The organism is Klebsiella ornithinolytica (genome assembly GCF_030505655.1).
Lineage (GTDB): Bacteria > Pseudomonadota > Gammaproteobacteria > Enterobacterales > Enterobacteriaceae > Klebsiella > Klebsiella ornithinolytica.
The window spans coordinates 1,347,210-1,365,144 of sequence record NZ_CP130153.1; the positions used below are offsets into that span (position 1 = coordinate 1,347,210).

At 55.1% G+C, this 17,935-nt stretch carries 20 protein-coding genes; 9 read left to right on the top strand and 11 right to left on the bottom strand.

What is annotated here, in order from left to right; translation table 11 throughout:
* Positions 1–70 precede the first annotated feature (70 nt).
* Positions 71–772, top strand: coding sequence for a DnaA inactivator Hda (locus Q1L34_RS06415; protein ID WP_071824600.1), 702 nt, complete (start codon positions 71–73; stop codon positions 770–772).
* 89 nt (positions 773–861) lie between these two features.
* Here Q1L34_RS06415 and arsC read toward each other — a convergent pair whose 3' ends face one another.
* Positions 862–1,221, bottom strand: a complete 360-nt coding sequence (gene arsC, locus Q1L34_RS06420; protein ID WP_004866188.1) for an arsenate reductase (glutaredoxin) — start codon at positions 1,219–1,221, stop codon at positions 862–864.
* A 9-nt stretch (positions 1,222–1,230) separates the two neighbouring features.
* Positions 1,231–2,694 carry a beta-barrel assembly-enhancing protease gene (gene bepA, locus Q1L34_RS06425; protein ID WP_004866184.1) on the bottom strand — a complete coding sequence of 488 codons (1,464 nt, stop codon included), beginning with the start codon at positions 2,692–2,694 and terminating at the stop codon, positions 1,231–1,233.
* 226 nt (positions 2,695–2,920) lie between these two features.
* Here bepA and Q1L34_RS06430 point away from each other — a divergent pair, with 226 nt between their 5' ends.
* Positions 2,921–3,988 carry an AI-2E family transporter gene (locus Q1L34_RS06430; protein ID WP_004866181.1) on the top strand — a complete coding sequence of 356 codons (1,068 nt, stop codon included), beginning with the start codon at positions 2,921–2,923 and terminating at the stop codon, positions 3,986–3,988.
* 80 nt (positions 3,989–4,068) lie between these two features.
* Here the strand turns inward: Q1L34_RS06430 and bcp are convergent, their stop codons facing one another.
* Positions 4,069–4,539: a thioredoxin-dependent thiol peroxidase gene (gene bcp, locus Q1L34_RS06435; protein ID WP_004866178.1), complete on the bottom strand. Its 471-nt coding sequence runs from the start codon at positions 4,537–4,539 to the stop codon at positions 4,069–4,071.
* A gap of 3 nt (positions 4,540–4,542) precedes the next feature.
* Positions 4,543–5,112, bottom strand: coding sequence for a glycine cleavage system transcriptional repressor (locus Q1L34_RS06440; protein WP_004866176.1), 570 nt, complete (start codon positions 5,110–5,112; stop codon positions 4,543–4,545).
* A gap of 153 nt (positions 5,113–5,265) precedes the next feature.
* Here Q1L34_RS06440 and dapA point away from each other — a divergent pair, with 153 nt between their 5' ends.
* The 6 genes from dapA to ypfH all read left to right on the top strand — a co-directional run bounded on the left by dapA (position 5,266) and on the right by ypfH (position 11,800).
* Complete coding sequence (gene dapA, locus Q1L34_RS06445) at positions 5,266–6,144, top strand: 4-hydroxy-tetrahydrodipicolinate synthase (protein WP_015583724.1); 879 nt, start codon at positions 5,266–5,268, stop codon at positions 6,142–6,144.
* A gap of 16 nt (positions 6,145–6,160) precedes the next feature.
* Positions 6,161–7,195 carry an outer membrane protein assembly factor BamC gene (bamC, locus tag Q1L34_RS06450; RefSeq protein WP_004866171.1) on the top strand — a complete coding sequence of 345 codons (1,035 nt, stop codon included), beginning with the start codon at positions 6,161–6,163 and terminating at the stop codon, positions 7,193–7,195.
* 109 nt (positions 7,196–7,304) lie between these two features.
* Entirely contained in the window at positions 7,305–8,018 is a 714-nt protein-coding gene (gene purC / locus Q1L34_RS06455) for a phosphoribosylaminoimidazolesuccinocarboxamide synthase (protein WP_004866167.1), read from the top strand.
* Positions 8,019–8,139: 121 nt separating this feature from the next.
* The gene (ypfJ, locus tag Q1L34_RS06460) at positions 8,140–9,012 is read left to right on the top strand and encodes a KPN_02809 family neutral zinc metallopeptidase (RefSeq protein ID WP_162660881.1); all 873 of its coding nucleotides are present in this window, start codon (positions 8,140–8,142) and stop codon (positions 9,010–9,012) included.
* 12 nt (positions 9,013–9,024) lie between these two features.
* Positions 9,025–11,025, top strand: coding sequence for a tRNA(Met) cytidine acetyltransferase TmcA (locus Q1L34_RS06465; protein WP_327204408.1), 2,001 nt, complete (start codon positions 9,025–9,027; stop codon positions 11,023–11,025).
* A 76-nt stretch (positions 11,026–11,101) separates the two neighbouring features.
* Positions 11,102–11,800 carry an esterase gene (gene ypfH / locus Q1L34_RS06470; RefSeq protein WP_004866158.1) on the top strand — a complete coding sequence of 233 codons (699 nt, stop codon included), beginning with the start codon at positions 11,102–11,104 and terminating at the stop codon, positions 11,798–11,800.
* Between the two features lie 49 nt (positions 11,801–11,849).
* On the opposite strand, the gene Q1L34_RS06475 is transcribed toward ypfH, so the two are convergent.
* The 7 genes from Q1L34_RS06475 to Q1L34_RS06505 all read right to left on the bottom strand — a co-directional run bounded on the left by Q1L34_RS06475 (position 11,850) and on the right by Q1L34_RS06505 (position 17,425).
* Positions 11,850–13,370: a tripartite tricarboxylate transporter permease gene (locus tag Q1L34_RS06475; RefSeq protein ID WP_128320572.1), complete on the bottom strand. Its 1,521-nt coding sequence runs from the start codon at positions 13,368–13,370 to the stop codon at positions 11,850–11,852.
* Positions 13,371–13,399: 29 nt separating this feature from the next.
* Positions 13,400–13,834 carry a tripartite tricarboxylate transporter TctB family protein gene (locus Q1L34_RS06480; protein ID WP_048024157.1) on the bottom strand — a complete coding sequence of 145 codons (435 nt, stop codon included), beginning with the start codon at positions 13,832–13,834 and terminating at the stop codon, positions 13,400–13,402.
* A gap of 72 nt (positions 13,835–13,906) precedes the next feature.
* Complete coding sequence (locus tag Q1L34_RS06485) at positions 13,907–14,842, bottom strand: tripartite tricarboxylate transporter substrate binding protein (protein WP_327204409.1); 936 nt, start codon at positions 14,840–14,842, stop codon at positions 13,907–13,909.
* Complete coding sequence (locus Q1L34_RS06490) at positions 14,835–15,206, bottom strand: carboxymuconolactone decarboxylase family protein (RefSeq protein WP_004866148.1); 372 nt, start codon at positions 15,204–15,206, stop codon at positions 14,835–14,837. Before Q1L34_RS06490 ends, Q1L34_RS06485 begins: the two co-directional genes overlap by 8 nt.
* Positions 15,207–15,707: 501 nt before the next feature.
* Complete coding sequence (locus tag Q1L34_RS06495; protein ID WP_004866145.1) at positions 15,708–15,908, bottom strand: YpfN family protein; 201 nt, start codon at positions 15,906–15,908, stop codon at positions 15,708–15,710.
* Positions 15,909–15,937: 29 nt separating this feature from the next.
* Positions 15,938–17,065: a succinyl-diaminopimelate desuccinylase gene (gene dapE / locus Q1L34_RS06500; protein ID WP_004866142.1), complete on the bottom strand. Its 1,128-nt coding sequence runs from the start codon at positions 17,063–17,065 to the stop codon at positions 15,938–15,940.
* 3 nt (positions 17,066–17,068) lie between these two features.
* Positions 17,069–17,425 (bottom strand): ArsC family reductase, encoded by a 357-nt coding sequence (locus tag Q1L34_RS06505; RefSeq protein WP_015583730.1) that lies wholly within the window; start codon positions 17,423–17,425, stop codon positions 17,069–17,071.
* 408 nt (positions 17,426–17,833) lie between these two features.
* Here Q1L34_RS06505 and ypfM point away from each other — a divergent pair, with 408 nt between their 5' ends.
* Complete coding sequence (gene ypfM, locus Q1L34_RS06510; protein ID WP_100181659.1) at positions 17,834–17,893, top strand: protein YpfM; 60 nt, start codon at positions 17,834–17,836, stop codon at positions 17,891–17,893.
* The last annotated feature ends 42 nt before the right edge of the window (positions 17,894–17,935 follow it).

Here is a 17,935-nt window from a genome sequence, read left to right on the forward strand (position 1 = left end):
CCCGGTTCTCTCAAGGCATACTTCGTGATAAACTCATCGCGTTTTTCTGTAAGCCTATGATGAGGTCCATCTGAACGCACCGGCACAGCTCTCTCTGCCACTGTATCTTCCCGATGATGAAACTTTCGCGAGTTTTTGGCCGGGTGATAATCCTTCTCTTCTTGCTGCCTTACAGAATGTGTTGCGGCAGGAACATAGCGGGTACATCTATATCTGGTCACGCGAAGGGGCGGGGCGCAGTCACTTGTTACATGCCGCCTGTGCGGAGCTTTCCCAGCGCGGCGATGCGGTGGGCTATGTTCCACTGGATAAGCGTACGTGGTTTGTACCGGAAGTACTCGATGGGATGGAGCAGCTTTCGCTGGTCTGTATTGACAATATCGAGTGCGTGGCCGGCGACGAGCCGTGGGAAATGGCCATTTTCAACCTCTATAACCGGATCCTCGAATCGGGTAAAACGCGTTTGCTGATTACCGGCGATTGTCCGCCGCGCCAGCTGAATCTCGGGTTGCCGGATCTGGCGTCGCGCCTCGACTGGGGGCAAATCTACAAGCTACAGCCGCTGTCGGACGAAGATAAGCTGCAGGCGCTACAGCTGCGCGCGCGTCTGCGGGGTTTTGAGATGCCGGAAGACGTCTGTCGTTTCTTGCTCAAACGGTTAGATCGTGAAATGCGCTCGCTGTTTATGACGCTCGATCAGCTCGATCACGCTTCGATTACCGCGCAACGTAAATTGACCATTCCTTTCGTGAAAGAGATCCTCAAGCTCTAGCCGGGCCGGATCTCTGCGATCTGCCCAATCCGCGCCCTTCGTCTTTCACCCGCTGCGCCATCACGGCAAACCGCAATGGCGCATCGGCATCAGTTGACGATTTCCAGAACCTGCTCCGGCGGTCGGCCGATCCGCGCCTGGCCATGGCTGACGACAATCGGGCGCTCCATCAACTTCGGATTATCGACGATGGCCTGAATCAGCGCCTCCTCGCTAAGCTGCGGGTCGGCGAGCTCCAGGGATTTATACAGATCCTCTTTCTGGCGCATCAGTTCGCGGGCGCTGACCATTCCGAGCATTTTTAACAGCTGGCGGAGCGTGTCTGCATCCGGCGGCGTCTCCAGGTAGAGCACGACTTCAGGATCGATACCGTTAGCCTTCAACAGGCTTAAGGTGTCGCGGCTCTTGGAGCAGCGGGGATTGTGATAGATTTTTACCGCGTCAGACATGTCGTCTCCTTACATTTTTTGATAGGGGCGGAATCGTTCCTGCAGCTGGCGCAGCTGGTCGATACGCGCATCGTAGCGCGCCTGCTGCAAACTGCCCAGTTTCACCTGCGAGCTGGCGCTGCTCAGCAGAGTAATCGCCTGATCGAGCTGGCCGACCAGCGCCATACCTTCTGCGCGTGCCGCCAGCTCCTGGTCACGATTGCCGAGGCTCGCTTCAGCCTGCGCCAGCAGATCCCAGCCGTTGCCGTCATCTTTGTAGCTAAAGGTGTACCGGTTGAGGATTTTCGCCGCTTCCGCCGCTTGTCCGCCCTGTAAGTATGCGTTGGCAAGGTTCAGCTGCAGAACCGGGTTGGTACGAATTTCGCGGGCATTTTTCAGGCGGTTAATCGCATCGGCCGTTTTCTTCTGTCCGAGATCGATATCGGTTGCCAGGTCGAGATACCAGGCGTTCTGCGGATCGGCGCTCAGCAGAGGCTGCAGCGTTTTGCGCGCCAGATCGTAATTATTGCTTCCCATGGCCAGCAGCGCTCGCCCGTACTGGGAGGCGTGCTGTTCGCGGATATTGCCTTTCGCCCACGCGTTCAGCAGATCGTCGCCAAGCTTATTTTCCCCTGAGTTATACATTCCCAGGGTTCTGGCCTTGGCGAGGTAAAAATCGGCGGAAGACTGAACAACCACAGGACGCATCTGGTTGGCGCGGTTGCGGGCGTCAGACAGACGGCTTTCCGGCAAGGGGTGAGTCAGCAGCATTTCCGGCGGACGGGTAGAGTAGCGCGACTGGTCGAGCAATTTGCCCATAAAGGCCGGCATCGCCTGCGGATCAAAACCGGAGCGCTGCAGCACCTGAATCCCGATGCGGTCAGCCTCTTCTTCGTTTTGCCGGGTAAAACTGATCATCCCCTGCTGGGTTCCCGCCAGCGTACCGGTGAGGGCCGCCATACCGGCCTGCGGGCTCGCCATCGCCAGCAGAATTGAGCCCAGCGCACCGACCCAGGTCAGCGGGGCGTTGCGCTTTTGGTCTTCCATTGCTCGCGCGAGGTGGCGCTGGGTGACGTGTGAGATTTCATGCGCCATTACCGATGCCAGCTCGCTTTCGGTATCTGAATAGCGGAACAGAGCGGAGTGCAGCACGACATTGCCACCGAAGAAAGCAAAGGCGTTTATCTGGTCGTTATTAATCAGGTAAAAGTGGAAAGGGGTGCGAACAGAGTTAGCGTGCGAGACCAGACGCATCCCTAATCCGTTAATATATTGCACCAGCAGAGGGTCGTTGATGAGCGGCGCGCTACCGCGTAGCTGGCGCACATAGTAATCCCCCATCTGCATTTCCTGGCCAATAGAGAGCGTGCTTCCCGCAGAGGTTCCCATATCGGGCAGGGTATCTGCGGAGTCAGCAAAAGCAGGCAAAATCGAACCCAGCGTCAGCGACGCTATGACGGTTGCCACCAGCGTTTTCTTTAACTGCCTGAACATAACCTCTGTCCTGTAATGTGGGTGTGCCAGTTTGACCGATTGGGCGGCGTAATGTTCCATTTCCGCGCGTCATGCGAGTTTAGCTGGCGTTGAGGCTATTGAAAATATGATATTCACGCCAGCGTCAATGTTTGTGGCTTTGCTAATAAAAGCGAAGTCTTTCAGGTGACATTTAGATACAATTCCCTCGGTTTTTTTGCCGCTACGCGCTTTAGGGAAGGGTTTTATGCTTGAGATGTTAATGCAGTGGTATCGTCGTCGGTTTAGCGATCCGGAAGCGATAGCGCTGCTGGTTATTTTGCTGGCCGGGTTCGGAATCATGTTCTTTTTCAGCGGCCTGCTGGCGCCATTGCTGGTTGCTATCGTGCTGGCTTATCTGCTGGAATGGCCAACCGTCAGGCTGGAGCGCGTAGGGCTTTCGCGAACCTGGGCAACCTCGTTCGTACTGATTCTGTTCGTGGGCGTCTTGCTGCTGATGGCGTTTGTGGTGATGCCCGTTGCCTGGCAGCAGGGCATCTATCTGATTCGCGATATGCCGGGCATGCTCAATAAGCTGTCCGATTTTGCCGCCACGGTTCCGCGCCGTTACCCGGCGCTGATGGACGCCGGGATTATCGACGCCATGGCGGACAATATGCGTAACCGCGTGCTCACCGTCGGCGACTCGGTCGTTAAATACTCTCTGGCTTCGCTGGTCGGCTTACTGACTCTGGCGGTCTATCTGGTGCTGGTGCCGCTGATGGTGTTCTTCCTGCTAAAAGATAAAGAGCAGATGCTGAACGCCGTGCGCCGCGTGCTGCCGCGCAACCGCGGGCTGGCGGGGCAGGTATGGAAAGAGATGAACCAGCAGATTACCAACTATATCCGCGGTAAGGTGCTGGAGATGATTGTCGTCGGCGTGGCAACGTGGATTGGCTTTATCTTGTTCGATCTCAACTATTCGCTGCTGCTGGCGGTGCTGGTCGGGTTCTCGGTGCTGATTCCGTACATCGGCGCCTTCGTGGTGACCATTCCGGTCGTCGGCGTGGCGCTGTTCCAGTTTGGCGCAGGTCCGGAGTTCTGGAGCCTGTTTGCGGTATACCTGATTATTCAGGGACTGGACGGTAACCTGCTGGTACCGGTGCTGTTTTCCGAAGCGGTCAACCTGCATCCGCTGGTGATTATCCTGTCGGTGGTTATCTTCGGTGGGCTGTGGGGATTCTGGGGAGTCTTCTTTGCGATTCCGCTGGCAACCCTTATCAAAGCGGTAGTGCATGCGTGGCCGGATGGCCTGGCGGTGGAAGAAGAGAAATAGTCTGCGGCCGGAAAACGCGGGGAAGAAAACGGACGCCGGGTCAGTGAATGATGACCCGGCGTCCTGCGTCGGGTAGAACGTTAGCCGTTTTCTTTCAACCAGTTCAGCACCACATCGTGGTGATTGCTGGTTTTAAAGTTATCAAACACGTGTTCGACTTTGCCGTTGCTATCGATCAGGAAGCTAATGCGGTGAATACCGTCGTAGGTTTTCCCCATAAACGATTTTTCGCCCCAGACGCCAAACTGCTCGCATACCTGGTGATTTTCATCAGACAGCAGCGTGAAGTTCAGCAACTCTTTTTCGGCGAAACGGGAGAGTTTTTCCGGTTTATCAGTACTGATACCCAGGACTTCAACGCCCGCTTTTTTTAACTCATCCATATTATCGCGCAGGCCGCAGGCCTGAACGGTACAACCCGGGGTCATGGCTTTCGGGTAAAAATAAACCAGAACACGCTGTCCCTGGAAGTCGGTCAAATTTACTTCCTCGCCGTCCTGGTCCGGTAAGCTAAATTTCGGTGCAAGATCACCGGCTTTCAGTGGATTCATTACTCAAACTCCATCCTGTTCATCATGTTGTGAATAATTAACGATGTTAATACTGCCTTGTGCGTTCAGTTCTGTACATAGGGCTTTGAACGCTTGTTCGATATTTGATGCATTTTGTGTTGCAGGGCTGTGTGCGGTTATCTGAATGAACAACTGCGCTGAATCGTCATCACCGCTGACCTGGGTCCGAGAAACCAGTTCGGCGATGTTCATATTCCACGCGTCAAACAGGGCAGTGAAACGCTCGATAATGTGCGGCGAGTCCGGTACCTCAACCTGGACCCAGACGGTGTTTGGCATGGCCTGAGGAGGCCGCGCGGTCGTCCGCTTCATCACGATCAGCAAATCCAGCTCAGCACCTTTCAGCGGCAGGGTCGATTCGATCAGCGTAATCGCGTTCCATGAACCTGAAAGCAGCATGATAAACGTAAACTCGTCACCAAGCATGGCCAGCCGGCTGTCTTCGATATTACAGCCGCAGCTGCTGACGTGGCGGGTGATGGTGTTCACGATGCCGGGACGGTCAGCGCCCAAAGCGGTAATAACCAGATAGTGTTGTAATGAGGCGGTCAAACCTGTTCTTCCTTTAAAAAGGTGAGGTAACATTAGGAAAGCATAAAAAAAACCGGCATACAACATCCCTGATGGCATCGGGTCTCTTGCTTTTATTACGGCACCAAACGTAACATTGAGAATCTTGTCGCACTTCAGCTCTGAGGATGGCCCATGTTCACGGGAAGTATTGTAGCGCTTGTCACGCCGATGGATGAAAACGGTAATGTCTGCCGGTCAAGCCTGAAAAAACTGATTGATTACCATGTCGCCAGCGGAACCTCGGCGATCGTTTCGGTAGGGACTACCGGAGAATCCGCGACCCTGAGCCATGAAGAACATGGCGATGTCGTAATGATGACGCTTGAACTTGCTGACGGGCGTATCCCGGTCATCGCAGGTACCGGTGCAAATGCAACCGCAGAGGCGATTAGCCTGACCAAACGTTTTAACAATAGCGGTGTTGTCGGTTGCCTGACGGTCACTCCTTATTACAATCGTCCGACCCAGGAAGGGCTGTTCCAACACTTTAAAGCCATCGCAGAACACACCGACCTGCCGCAAATTCTGTATAATGTGCCGTCCCGTACCGGTTGCGACATGCTGCCGGAAACCGTCGGTCGCCTGGCGGAAGTAAAAAATATTATTGGTATTAAGGAAGCGACGGGGAACTTAAGTCGTGTTCATCAGATCAAAGAGCTGGTTTCAGATGACTTTATTCTGTTGAGCGGCGATGATGCCACCGGAATGGACTTTATGCAGCTCGGCGGTCAGGGCGTGATTTCCGTAACGGCGAACGTTGCGGCTCGCGAAATGGCGGATATGTGCCGACTGGCTGTAGAAGGCCAATTTGCGCAAGCTCGTGCAATTAACCAACGTCTGATGCCATTGCATACAAAATTATTTGTCGAACCCAACCCGATCCCCGTGAAATGGGCATGTAAGGCGTTGGGTCTTGTGGCAACCGATACGCTGCGCCTGCCGATGACGCCGATTACCGAACAGGGTACTCAGGCCGTTACCGCAGCGCTGAAGCATGCCGGTTTGCTGTAAAGTTTAGGGAGATTTGATGGCTTACTCAGTACAGAAGTCGCGCCTGACGAAGGTTGCGGGTGTTTCATTGGTCCTGCTTCTCGCGGCCTGTAGTTCCGACTCACGCTACAAACGTCAGGTGGGAGGCGATGAGGTCTATCTGCAAGCTACGCCGCTCAGTGAACTTCACGCACCTGCTGGCATGATTCTGCCGGTTCAGGTTGGTGATTATAATATTCCGGTTGCGACCAGCAAAGGCGCAGTGGGCAAAGCTCTGGACATCCGCCCACCGGCTCAGCCTCTGGCACTGGTGAGCGGCGCTCGTACTCAGTTCAATGGCGATACCGCCACGCTGATGGTCGAGAACGGTCGTAGCGGTTCGCTGTGGGCGCAGGTAGCCAGCATCATACAGTCTAAGAACTATGTCATCACCAAACGTGACGATGCCAGCCAGACGCTGAATACCGACTGGGTTGAATGGAATCGCCTCGATGAAGACCAGCAGTATCGTGGTCGCTATCAAATCTCAGTGAAACCTCAGGGTTATCAGCAGGCGGTTATCGTGAAGCTGGTGAATCTTGAGCAGGCCGGGAAACCGGTATCCGATCCGGCTTCTCTGCAACGCTATAGCACGTCGATGCTGAACGTCATTTCCGAAGGTCTGGATATGAACGCCACCAGCGCACAGAATGCGGCGCAGAAAAATGCTGGCGCGACCTTCGATGTGCAGAGTGCTGCCGACGATACGGGTCTGCCAATGCTGGTTGTTCGCGCACCGTTCAACATGGTGTGGCAACGTCTGCCGGGCGCACTGGAAAAAGTGGGCATGAAGGTGACGGATAGCACCCGCTCGCAAGGCAGCATGGCGCTGACCTACAAGCCGCTGTCTGACAGCAGCTGGCAGGCGCTGGGCGCCAGCGATCCGCAGCTGGTTTCCGGTGACTACAAACTGCAGGTCGGCGATCTCGATAACCGCAGCAGTCTGCAGTTCATCGATCCGAAAGGCCATACGTTGACGCAGTCGCAGAATGACGCCCTGGTAGCCGTATTCCAGGCCGCATTCAGTAAGTAATAAACAGGGCTGGAGCAATCCAGCCCTTTTTCATGTATAGTGACGCAAACGTGTGCGTCGGCAGAAAAGCGCAATATTTATCGTCTATATCTTCACTGGAGTGACAAAGATGCAAAAGCAAGCTGAGTTGTATCGTGGTAAAGCGAAAACCGTTTACAGCACGGAGAATCCGGATCTGCTGGTACTCGAATTCCGTAACGATACTTCAGCAGGGGATGGCGCGCGCATTGAGCAGTTCGATCGTAAAGGCATGGTGAACAACAAATTTAACCATTTCATTATGAGCAAACTGGAAGAAGCCGGTATCCCGACTCAGATGGAAGCGTTGCTCTCCGATACCGAATGTCTGGTAAAAAAACTGGAGATGGTTCCGGTGGAGTGCGTAGTCCGTAACCGCGCCGCCGGTTCTCTGGTTAAGCGTCTGGGTATTGAAGAAGGGATTGAACTCAATCCGCCGCTGTTTGACCTGTTCCTGAAAAATGATGCGATGCACGATCCGATGGTCAACGAGTCTTACTGCGAGACTTTTGGCTGGGTAAGCAAAAAGAACCTCGCGCGCATGCAGGAACTGACTTTCAAAGCCAACGACGTATTGAAAAAGCTGTTTGATGATGCCGGCCTGATCCTGGTCGATTTCAAGCTTGAGTTTGGTCTGTTCAAGGGCGAAGTGGTGCTGGGCGATGAGTTCTCGCCAGATGGCAGCCGTCTGTGGGATAAAAATACCCTCGATAAAATGGACAAAGACCGCTTCCGCCAGAGCCTCGGTGGCCTGATTGAGGCCTACGAAGAAGTGGCCCATCGCCTTGGTGTTAAGCTCGACTAATCCTCCTCTCGCCAGAAGGTCGCTCTACCTTCTGGCGCTCTCCTTGTTGTTTCCAGTGGTAATCCTGCGCCGAACCGCCTACGATCTCTCATATTCGAGAATTTGATGGATTGAGGTGCCTATGCGCTGGCAAGGACGTCGCGAAAGCGACAATGTAGAAGATCGACGTAATGATTCCGGCTCCCCCCTGGGCGGTGGCGGCGGCGGTTTCCGTCTTCCCAGCGGGAAGGGCGGTATCGTCCTGCTGATTATCGTGCTGGTTGCGGGCTATTACGGCGTGGATTTGACCGGCATGCTGACCGGGGAGCCCGTTTCACAGCAGCAAACCACCACCCAACGTTCTGTCAGCCCACAGGAAGAGCAGGCCGCGAAGTTTACCAGAGTGATTCTTGCGGATACCGAAGATACCTGGGGCGCTATCTTCGAAAAGATGGGCCGTCAGTACCCGCAGCCGAAGCTGGTGCTCTATCGCGGCGCGACGCGGACCGGCTGCGGTACCGGCCAGTCGGTGATGGGGCCGTTCTACTGCCCGGCCGATAGCACGGTCTACATCGATCTCTCGTTCTACGATGAGATGAAAAACAAGCTCGGTGCGGACGGCGATTTTGCACAGGCCTACGTGATTGCTCATGAAGTCGGGCATCACGTGCAGAAGCTGCTGGGTATTGAATCCAAAGTGCGTCAGCTGCAGCAGCACGCGTCGCAGGCTGAAGCGAATCGCCTGTCGGTGAAAATGGAGCTGCAGGCCGACTGCTTTGCCGGCGTGTGGGGTCACAGCATGCAGAATCAGGATGTTATGGAAACCGGCGATCTGCAGGAAGCGCTGAATGCCGCAGAGGCCATCGGCGACGATCGCCTGCAACAGCAAAGCCAGGGACGCGTGGTCCCGGACAGCTTTACCCACGGTACTTCGCAGCAGCGCTATACCTGGTTTAAGCGCGGGTTTGACAGCGGAGACCCGGCGCAGTGCAATACATTTGGTAATGCGCTCTGACTGCCGCTGTAAATGGATCAATTACTTAACCTGACGGCGCGGATGGCGCAGCAGGGCATTCGTCGTCTGCTGGTACTCAGCGGCGACGATGCGTGGTGTCTGGAGCAGGCGCTGCTGCTGCGTAAACGGCTGGCCGGCGATGGTCTGTGGGTGGGGCCGCAGCCTATGGAAGCGCCCTGTATCTCGCCGGAGGCCCTCAAATCTCTCCTCGGGCGCGAGTACCGCCACGCCTTCTTTGATGCCCGCAGCGGCTTCGACGCGGCGGCTTTTGCCGCCTTGAGCGGGACATTGAAAGCGGGAAGCTGGCTGATCCTGCTGACCCCCTCTTTCACCCGTTGGCCAACGAGGCCAGATGCGGACTCTCTGCGCTGGAGCGACGCGCCGGAGCCTATTCCCACTCCCCATTTTGTCCACCGTTTTTGTCAGCGGGTCTGCGCGAATCCTGAGGCGATCGTCTGGCGTCAGAATGAACCGCTGACGCTACCGGAGGAGGTGCCACGACCGCGCTGGCATCCGGCTGATGGCCATCCTCAGGCCGGACAGGCCGCTATTCTGGCCAGTCTGAGCACACTCCCTGCGGGCATTGCCGTGGTTACCGCCGAGCGCGGACGCGGAAAATCCGCGCTGGCGGGAATGTTGATACGTCAGCTGGCGGGCGATGCCATCGTTACCGCCCCGGCGCGCGGCGCGACCGAGGTGATGGCGGCGTTCGCCGGTGAAGGTTTTCGCTTTATAGCGCCGGATGCGTTGCTGGCTGGCGATATGCGAGCGTCATGGCTGATCGTTGATGAAGCGGCCGCCATTCCCGGGCCGCTGCTTCGCCAGCTGGTCACCCGTTTTCCTCGCACCTTACTGACCACGACCGTGCAGGGCTATGAAGGGACCGGCCGCGGTTTTCTGCTCAAGTTTTGCGCCAGCTTCCCCCATCTGCACCAGTTTAGTCTGCTTGATCCTATCCGCTGGGCCGCAGGCTGTCCGCTGGAAGCAGTGGTCAGTGAATTACTCTTGTTTGGTGATGAAAGCTTTACGCAATCTTCAGCGGGGGAGGTGACGTTTGAGGCGGTGAGTCAGGACAGCTGGCGGCAGCAGGACGGGCTGGCCGAGGCGATGTATCAGCTCCTTTCCGGCGCGCATTACCGCACATCGCCGCTGGATTTACGGCGGATGATGGATGCGCCGGGCCAGCATTTTACCTGCGCCCGCACCAGCAACGGCGTGGCCGGTGCGCTATGGCGGGTGGCGGAGGGAGGGCTTGATCCCGCGCTCAGTCGGGCGGTATGGGCCGGTTTTCGCCGCCCGCGCGGTAATCTGGTGGCGCAGTCGCTGGCGGCTCACGGCGGAAGTCCGCTGGCGGCCACGCTATTGGGGCAGCGAATCACTCGTATCGCCGTGCACCCGACCCGCCAGCGCGAGGGGCTTGGTCAGGCTTTGGTTGCCCGGGCGGTAGCGCAAAGCCACGGCCTCGATTATCTATCGGTCAGCTTTGGCTATACGCCAGAACTAGGGCGCTTCTGGCAGCGCTGCGGTTTTACGCTGGTGCGTTTAGGTACCCATCGTGAGGCAAGTAGCGGGTGCTACACGGCGATGGCACTTTATCCGTTAACTTCGGCGGGGCACGAACTGGTTTTACGGGAGTCGCAGCGTCTGGCGCGCGATGAGTTCTGGCTGTGGGAGTGGCGGGAAGCGTTATTCCCGCGGCCGGTAGCGCCAGCAGCTATGCTTACGGATGACGACTGGCTGGATGTGGCGGGCTTTGCGTTTGCCCATCGTCCGCTGCTGGCGGTGGTTGGCAGCCTGAACCGCCTGCTGCTACACACCGGGCTGCCGCTTCCGGCGCTTCGCGCCCGCCTGCAACGCCAGGACGAAGCGGAGATTTGCACCGGGCTGCGTCTGTCCGGACGCAAAGCGCTGCTGGCCAGGCTGCGCGAAGAAGCGGGACTGGCGCTGCTGAACCTTGACGCATCGCGGGCGGAGAGGCTGCGTCAGCAGGTCGGGGAACTGCAATTTTTTTAACTAACTCATTCAGTTAAATGTCATGGTCATATTCCGCGCGCGGCGTAAACTGCCCACGTAAACTAAGGAGACAGCCATGAAACACGACCATTTTATTGTACAAAGCCCTGCGACACCTGCCCAACAGCTGCTGTTGCTGTTTCATGGCGTCGGCGATAACCCGGTTGCAATGGGGCAAATCGGCAGTCTGTTTGCGCCGCAGTTCCCGGATGCGCTGATCGTCAGCATCGGTGGCGCGGAACCTTGCGGTCCGCCGCCGGGCCGTCAGTGGTTTTCGGTTCAGGGGGTGACGGAGGAAAATCGCCAGTCGCGTATTGATGCCATTATGCCGACCTTTATTGAGACCGTTCGCTACTGGCAGAAACAGAGCGGCGTCGGTCCGCGGGCGACGGCGCTGATTGGTTTCTCGCAGGGGGCGATTATGTCTCTGGAGAGTATCAAAGCTGAGCCGGGGCTGGCATCGCGGGTGATCGCCTTTAACGGACGGTATGCGACGCTTCCGCAGTCGGCGACTACCGCGACAACCATCCATCTGATTCACGGCGGCGAGGATCGCGTTATCGACCTGGCGTGGGCGGTTTCGGCCCAGGAGGCGCTTCAGCAGGCGGGCGGCGACGTGACGCTGGATATTGTCGAGGATCTGGGGCACGCGATTGACGATCGCAGCATGCAGTTTGCCCTTGAGCGCCTGCGCTATACCGTGCCGAAGCACTATTTTGACGAAGCGTTGAGCGGCAGTACGCCGAAAGACGATGATATTATAGAACTACTCTGACAGTGCGCCCCGGTGCTGTCGTGGCATCGGGGCTCAGGCAGAGCCTTCCCTATTCCCCGGCGCTTCTTCTGCCATTGCGAAGACTTTTTGCCGAATACGAGACCAGCTTTTTAGCCATTATCAGAAGGCTCAGAAGAATCAGTATGCAGGCCAGAGGTCGGGTCAACAGCGGCGCAAGCGTACCTTCGCCCATCATCACGGTTTGCTGCATATACAGCTCAAGCTGTGGCCCCAGTACCAGGCCAATAATTAACGAAACGACAGAAAGGTTCAGTACCTGCATCCCGTAGCCAAGGAACATAAACAAAATGGCGATGACGATCGCGGTAAAACTGCTGTCCATGACGCAAATCCCGCTAAAGCACAGGAAAATGATCATCGGGAAGAGGAGTTTGCGCGGGGAAGAGAGCAGGCGAATAAAGAAAAATAATCCGATGTAACCCACAATCAAATTAAAGAGATTGCCTAGCATCATGGTGCTGTAAATGGCGTAAACGGTTTCAGTATGCTGTTCGAACATCAGCGGGCCGGGTGTGATGCCGTGCAGAATGAACGCACCAATCAACAGGGCTGAAATGAGGCTGCCGGGAATACCCAGGGTAAACAGCGGTATCAGGCTGGCGCAGATCACGGCGTTATTTGCGGCTTCCGGGGCTACCACGCCTTCGCTACGTCCTTTGCCAAAAGTATCCGGATCTTTGGCGCGTTTTTTTTCCACGCCGTAGCTTAGAAAGGCGGAAACGGTCCCTCCGATGCCCGGAACAATACCGACAATCACGCCAACCAGCGAACCGCGAATCAGCGCGGGCAGTAAGCGGAAAAACTCAACGAATCCCAACCGATCGGCCTGCATATCGCCAGGCGGTAAATTGTGGGGCTGAACCTGCGCTTTATGCCGATCGTACTCCGCCATTTGTCGGGATATCTCCGTCAGCGCCAGAATCCCGATAACGGCAGGGGCCAGCGGTATTCCGTTTTCCAACGGGTAGTAACCGAACGTCAGGCGAGGAAGAGAAGAGACAGGATCCAGTCCGATGGTGCTAAGCAGCAGGCCGAAAGCTGTCGCCAGTATGCCTTTCCAGATATTGTCGGAATCAAGATCGGCTATCAGGATCAATGTGAAGATAATCAGTGCGCAGAGCTCCGCCGGCCCCAGTTGAATCGCCAGGCTGGCAAGGGGGAGCGCGATAAGAATAAGTATCAAGGTGGAAAAAAAATCGCCAAATGCCGAGGCAAATAAAGACAGCTTGAGCGCTTTTATTCCCTTGCCCTGACAATGCATGGGATAACCATCAAAGCAGGTAGCCGCCGCATCAGGCGAGCCGGGGACGTTTAAGATAATAGCGGAAATCGAGCCGCCAAAAGCCGCCCCTTTGTTGATACCAACAAGAAAACCCATTGCGCCCACCGCGGGCATATAGTAGGTCAGCGGTACGGCAATCGCGATAGCCATTACGGCATTCAGGCCTGGGATCGCACCAATGATATTTCCCAGCGCGACACCGGCGACAATATAAAGCAGATTATCGATAGATATACTGGTGAGGAGTGCGGAAACAACGAGTTCCATTTTTGATTTCCTGTGTTTTCCATGGACCACTATGGCAGCGCCATACCCAGCAGGCGCGTGCAGGCCAACCATAAAAGTGGCGGAGGTAACAGCGAAAGTAATAACAGAATGCTCCAGCGTCGTTGCCCCATTACCCATTGTAAAATAAACAATATCCCCATACCTGCGACGATAAAACCAAAGAAGTAGAGCGCCCATGCATAGAGGAGTATTGCGATCTGGATCGGTAATATATTTCGCCACGCGTGAGGGAACTGAAATATTTTGGTTTGCCGATGTCTGGCTTGAATAAATAACGCCAGCGAAGCGAACGCCATTACGCCGCTATAGATACAGGGGAGTCGCGAGGAGGGCATGCCATACGTGTTAGCGCCCGAATCCTCCTGGAAAATAAGCATTGACAGAATGAGCAGGGATACGACAAGGCACAGGAGATATGCAACCGTTTGAATGCGATCTTTCATGTTTTCCTCGCTCTCTGTTTATACGTATGGGAAATAATTTGTTATCCCGTCCCCCTTCTGTGCGCATAGGGTTTACTGCAATGTGTCGAATAAGGTCCGCATTTTAGATTGTTGCCCGACGATGAGGCTGGAGGCATCTTTCATCAGATGAACATCAATATTCATAAAAAGCTTATCTTCAATCAGAGATCGAATATGTTCGTCGCGCATGATGTCGGCAAATGCTGAGGAGAGATGTTCTGTAATAGCCTGCGGTACGCCAGCGGGAAGTACGACGATAAAAAAGGTATTAATGGCGATATCCCACCCTTGTTCTTTTAACGTCGGCACATCAGGGGCAATAGATTGACGTTGGTCGGTGAGCGAGGCCAGGACTTTCATTTTCCCTGAACTGACATATTGCGTATGCATTGTCGCGCTGTAAGCGAAATCAACGTGGCCGCCCAGCAGTTTTGGGATCATTTCCCCGCCGCCTCGGGTTGGCAGCGCGGCAATTTTGTTGCCAGTCTGACGGGCCAGCCAGTTAATAATGAGCTGATCTACCGGGCTTTGAGAGGCGAACAGTAGCGTTTTCTGTTCGTTACGAGCCGAGTCGAGCATCTGCGACAGCGAGTTCCATGGCGCATCGGCTCTGGCAATGAGCGCGTCCGGAGAGCGATAGAGTACGGCCAGGAGAGTAAAGTCTTCGGCCCGATAATGCTTGCTTATCAGCGGCTGATAACTTAACGTCCAGGAAGGCACCAGGGCGAGGGTATACCCATCCGGCTGTGCATTTTTTAGCGCCATCATGGCTATAGCGCCTCCCGCGCCGGCGCGATTGCTGACCAACACGGGCTGGCCCAGAAGCGGGGAGAGCCGCTCGGCGAGGGCTCTGGCGACGATATCCATACCGCCACCCGCAGCGGCACCCACTTCAATTTTCACCGGTGCCGTGGGAAAGTGTTGGGCAGAGAGTATCCGCGGAGAAAAAACACACAGTCCGATAAGCAGCAGCAGGCATTTACTCATTTCCAGCCCCCTGTCCTGTAGTGATACGGAGACTGAAGTAGTCAAATGCCTCCAGCGCTGAGTTGGCATAGGTGAGTGAGAGTCCTCCGCTCATGCTGATACAAATACCTGCGACTTCGGCGATTTCTTGCCGGCTGGCGCCGCATTCTGCCAGCTTACGAGCGTGTCGAGCGATACAGGGATCGCAGTGGGTGGAAATGGCAATACCCAGCGCAATAAGCAGCCTGGATTGATGAGGAATCGCGCCTTCACCTTTGGCTGATTTCGCCATGTCCTGAAAAGGTTGCAGCACAGCAGGGAGCGCCTGTTCCAGCATCTCCGCACTATGCGCGACGCTGGCATCGAGTTGTTGATAATCCTTCATGATGTTTAAATATCCCGAGTATTTGCGGTATAGAATTGGGGCAAGAGATTGACGATATATCCCGTGGGGACCTGGCTAATATGGCATTATTTTTTATTGGCCGATGCGGGTGAGATCATTGTTTTAATATTCCACGGCGAATGCGGTGTGCTGAGGGCGTTTATATATATGTCGTGTGAATATATTTATTCTTATTTATATTAAATTATGGTTTTCCATAGGTAATTTCAGCGGGTACGCAGGGGGAAATAAAATATTGCCTGATAACGAATGAGCGTCGCGGTTTTTTCATTGACGATGGGGTTGGGAATGATTCTGGCGTGCCGGGCAATCGTCGGGAATGAACGTTGCGCAAGGCAGTCTAACGACGAAAGGTGAGATTTCTGAGCGCACCCTGCGGGTATATGATTTCGCGAAGTTGGTGACCCGACTAAGGCGCATCGCCGTAAGCTCGACAACTCCCCGGTAGCGTTGCGCTAACCGGGGAGCGGGAGCGAAATCTTACTTCTTCGGCTGGTCGTGCTTCGGCCAGTCGTCGTCATCGTCCCACTTATCGTTACAATCACGATGGGGCGGCAGTTCCGGCTTATTGGCGAGAAACTTTTTGTGGTCAACGCGATTAAGATCCTTAATGACGTTAATCATGACGCCCACCAAAAATACCAGCACCAGAATCCACCAGTGGTTGATTAGCCATTCCATGTGCGCTTCCTCTTTTCAGGTCGAGGTCGTCAGGCGACCAGTTGTTCCATGATGCGTTGATACATCCGCGCCAGCAGCTGCAGGTCGGCGGCGTTAACACATTCATTGATTTTGTGAATTGTCGCATTCACCGGTCCCAGCTCAACCACCTGCGCACCCATGCGAGCGATAAAGCGACCGTCAGAGGTGCCGCCGTTGGTTAGCAGCTGGGGTTTGATCTCATTATAGTGCTCAATGGCGTTCACCACCGCTTCGACCAGCTTGCCACGGCTGGTGAGGAACGGTTGGCCAGACAGCCACCAGTCAAGGGTATAGCGCAGCTGATATTTATCCAGCAGCTCGACGACGCGGGCTTTAATCATTTCGTCGGTCAGTTCAGTGCTAAAACGGAAGTTGAACTGAACATACATGTCGCCGGGGATCACGTTATTGCTCCCGGTACCCGCCTGCACGTTGGCTATCTGCATGCTGGTGGGGGGGAAGAATTCATTGCCTTTATCCCACTCGATTGCTACCAGCTCCGTCAGCATAGGGGCCGCGCGGTGCACCGGGTTATCGGCGAGATGCGGGTAAGCAACATGGCCCTGCACGCCGTGAATGGTCAGGTTGCAGGTGAGTGAGCCACGACGACCGTTTTTGACCACGTCACCGACGACTTCGGTGCTTGACGGTTCGCCGACCAGGCAGTAGTCCAGGCGCTCGTTGCGGGCCATCAGCGCTTCGACCACTTTCACCGTTCCGTTGTGCGCGCTGGCCTCTTCATCAGAGGTGATCAAAAAGGCCAGACGACCTTTATGATTCGGGTACTGGGCGACAAAGCGCTCGGCGGCAACCACCATCGCGGCCAGCGAGCCTTTCATATCTGCCGCGCCGCGGCCGAACAGCATGCCGTCGCGGATGGTGGGTTCGAAAGGCGGGTTAATCCAACGGTCAGCATCGCCGGCCGGAACAACGTCGGTATGGCCGGCAAAGGCCAGCGTTTCACCGCGCCCGCGCCAGGCCCAGAAATTTTGCGTATCGCCGAAATCCATCGGTTCCACGGTAAAGCCAATCGCACGCAGGCGTTCAATCATTAACGCCTGGCATCCCGCATCATCGGGGCTGAGGGAAGGGCGGCGAATAAGCTGCTGAGCCAGCTCAATGACCGGGCAAGACATAGACTATACCTCGTTAACAAGCTTCTTATAAGTGAGTTCACTGAAACCCAGCAGCATAGGCTGCCCGGGCGCGCAGAGCAATGGGCGTTTGATAATTGCCGGCATTTCCAGCATCAGCGCGGCGGCGGCATCGGCGTTATTGATACCGGCACGCACGGTTTCATCCAGTTTCCGCCAGGTTGTCCCGCGCGTGTTGAGCAGTGCTTCCCAGCCCAGCTCAGCGATAAAGGTGTTTAATAACTCGCGATCCAGGCCATCGGCACGATAATCATGGAACTGATAGGCAATGTGATTAGCTTCCAGCCAGCGGCGGGCCTTTTTAATGGTGTCGCAGTTTTTGATTCCGTACATAGTCAGCATAATGAAACCTTTTCTTTTACGTTGATTTACGCGATTAACTCAGAAATATCCGAATACACAAGCCGGTATAAAATAATACGTGAACCGCGTGAATAAATATCCTTTTTTACCCTCTATGTATGCACTGGGCGAATATTAACCAGTCCGCTAACGATAACCTGGAAATCGTTCGCCGGCGGGGGATAAAAGAGCAGGATATCGGCAGGGGAAATTATCTGAAAACAGGCTTAATGTTGCGAAATGTTGCTATGCATCACATTAAATTTCCACTCCCAGGCTCATAGTACCAGTAAATCAGAGAGATGATGGCGTAGAAGGGGTTACCAGCAATCGCAGCGATAACCTTAGTGCACTTCCTTTCCCAAACCGATTTGCATAGAATCACCCATAATAATAAGAGAGGCTATTATGATTGAACATGAACTAGGGAACTGGAAAGATTTTATTGAAGGTATGCTTCGTAAATAAAATCCTCAATGTGAGCAGGGTAATCGTACGGCTAAAATAATA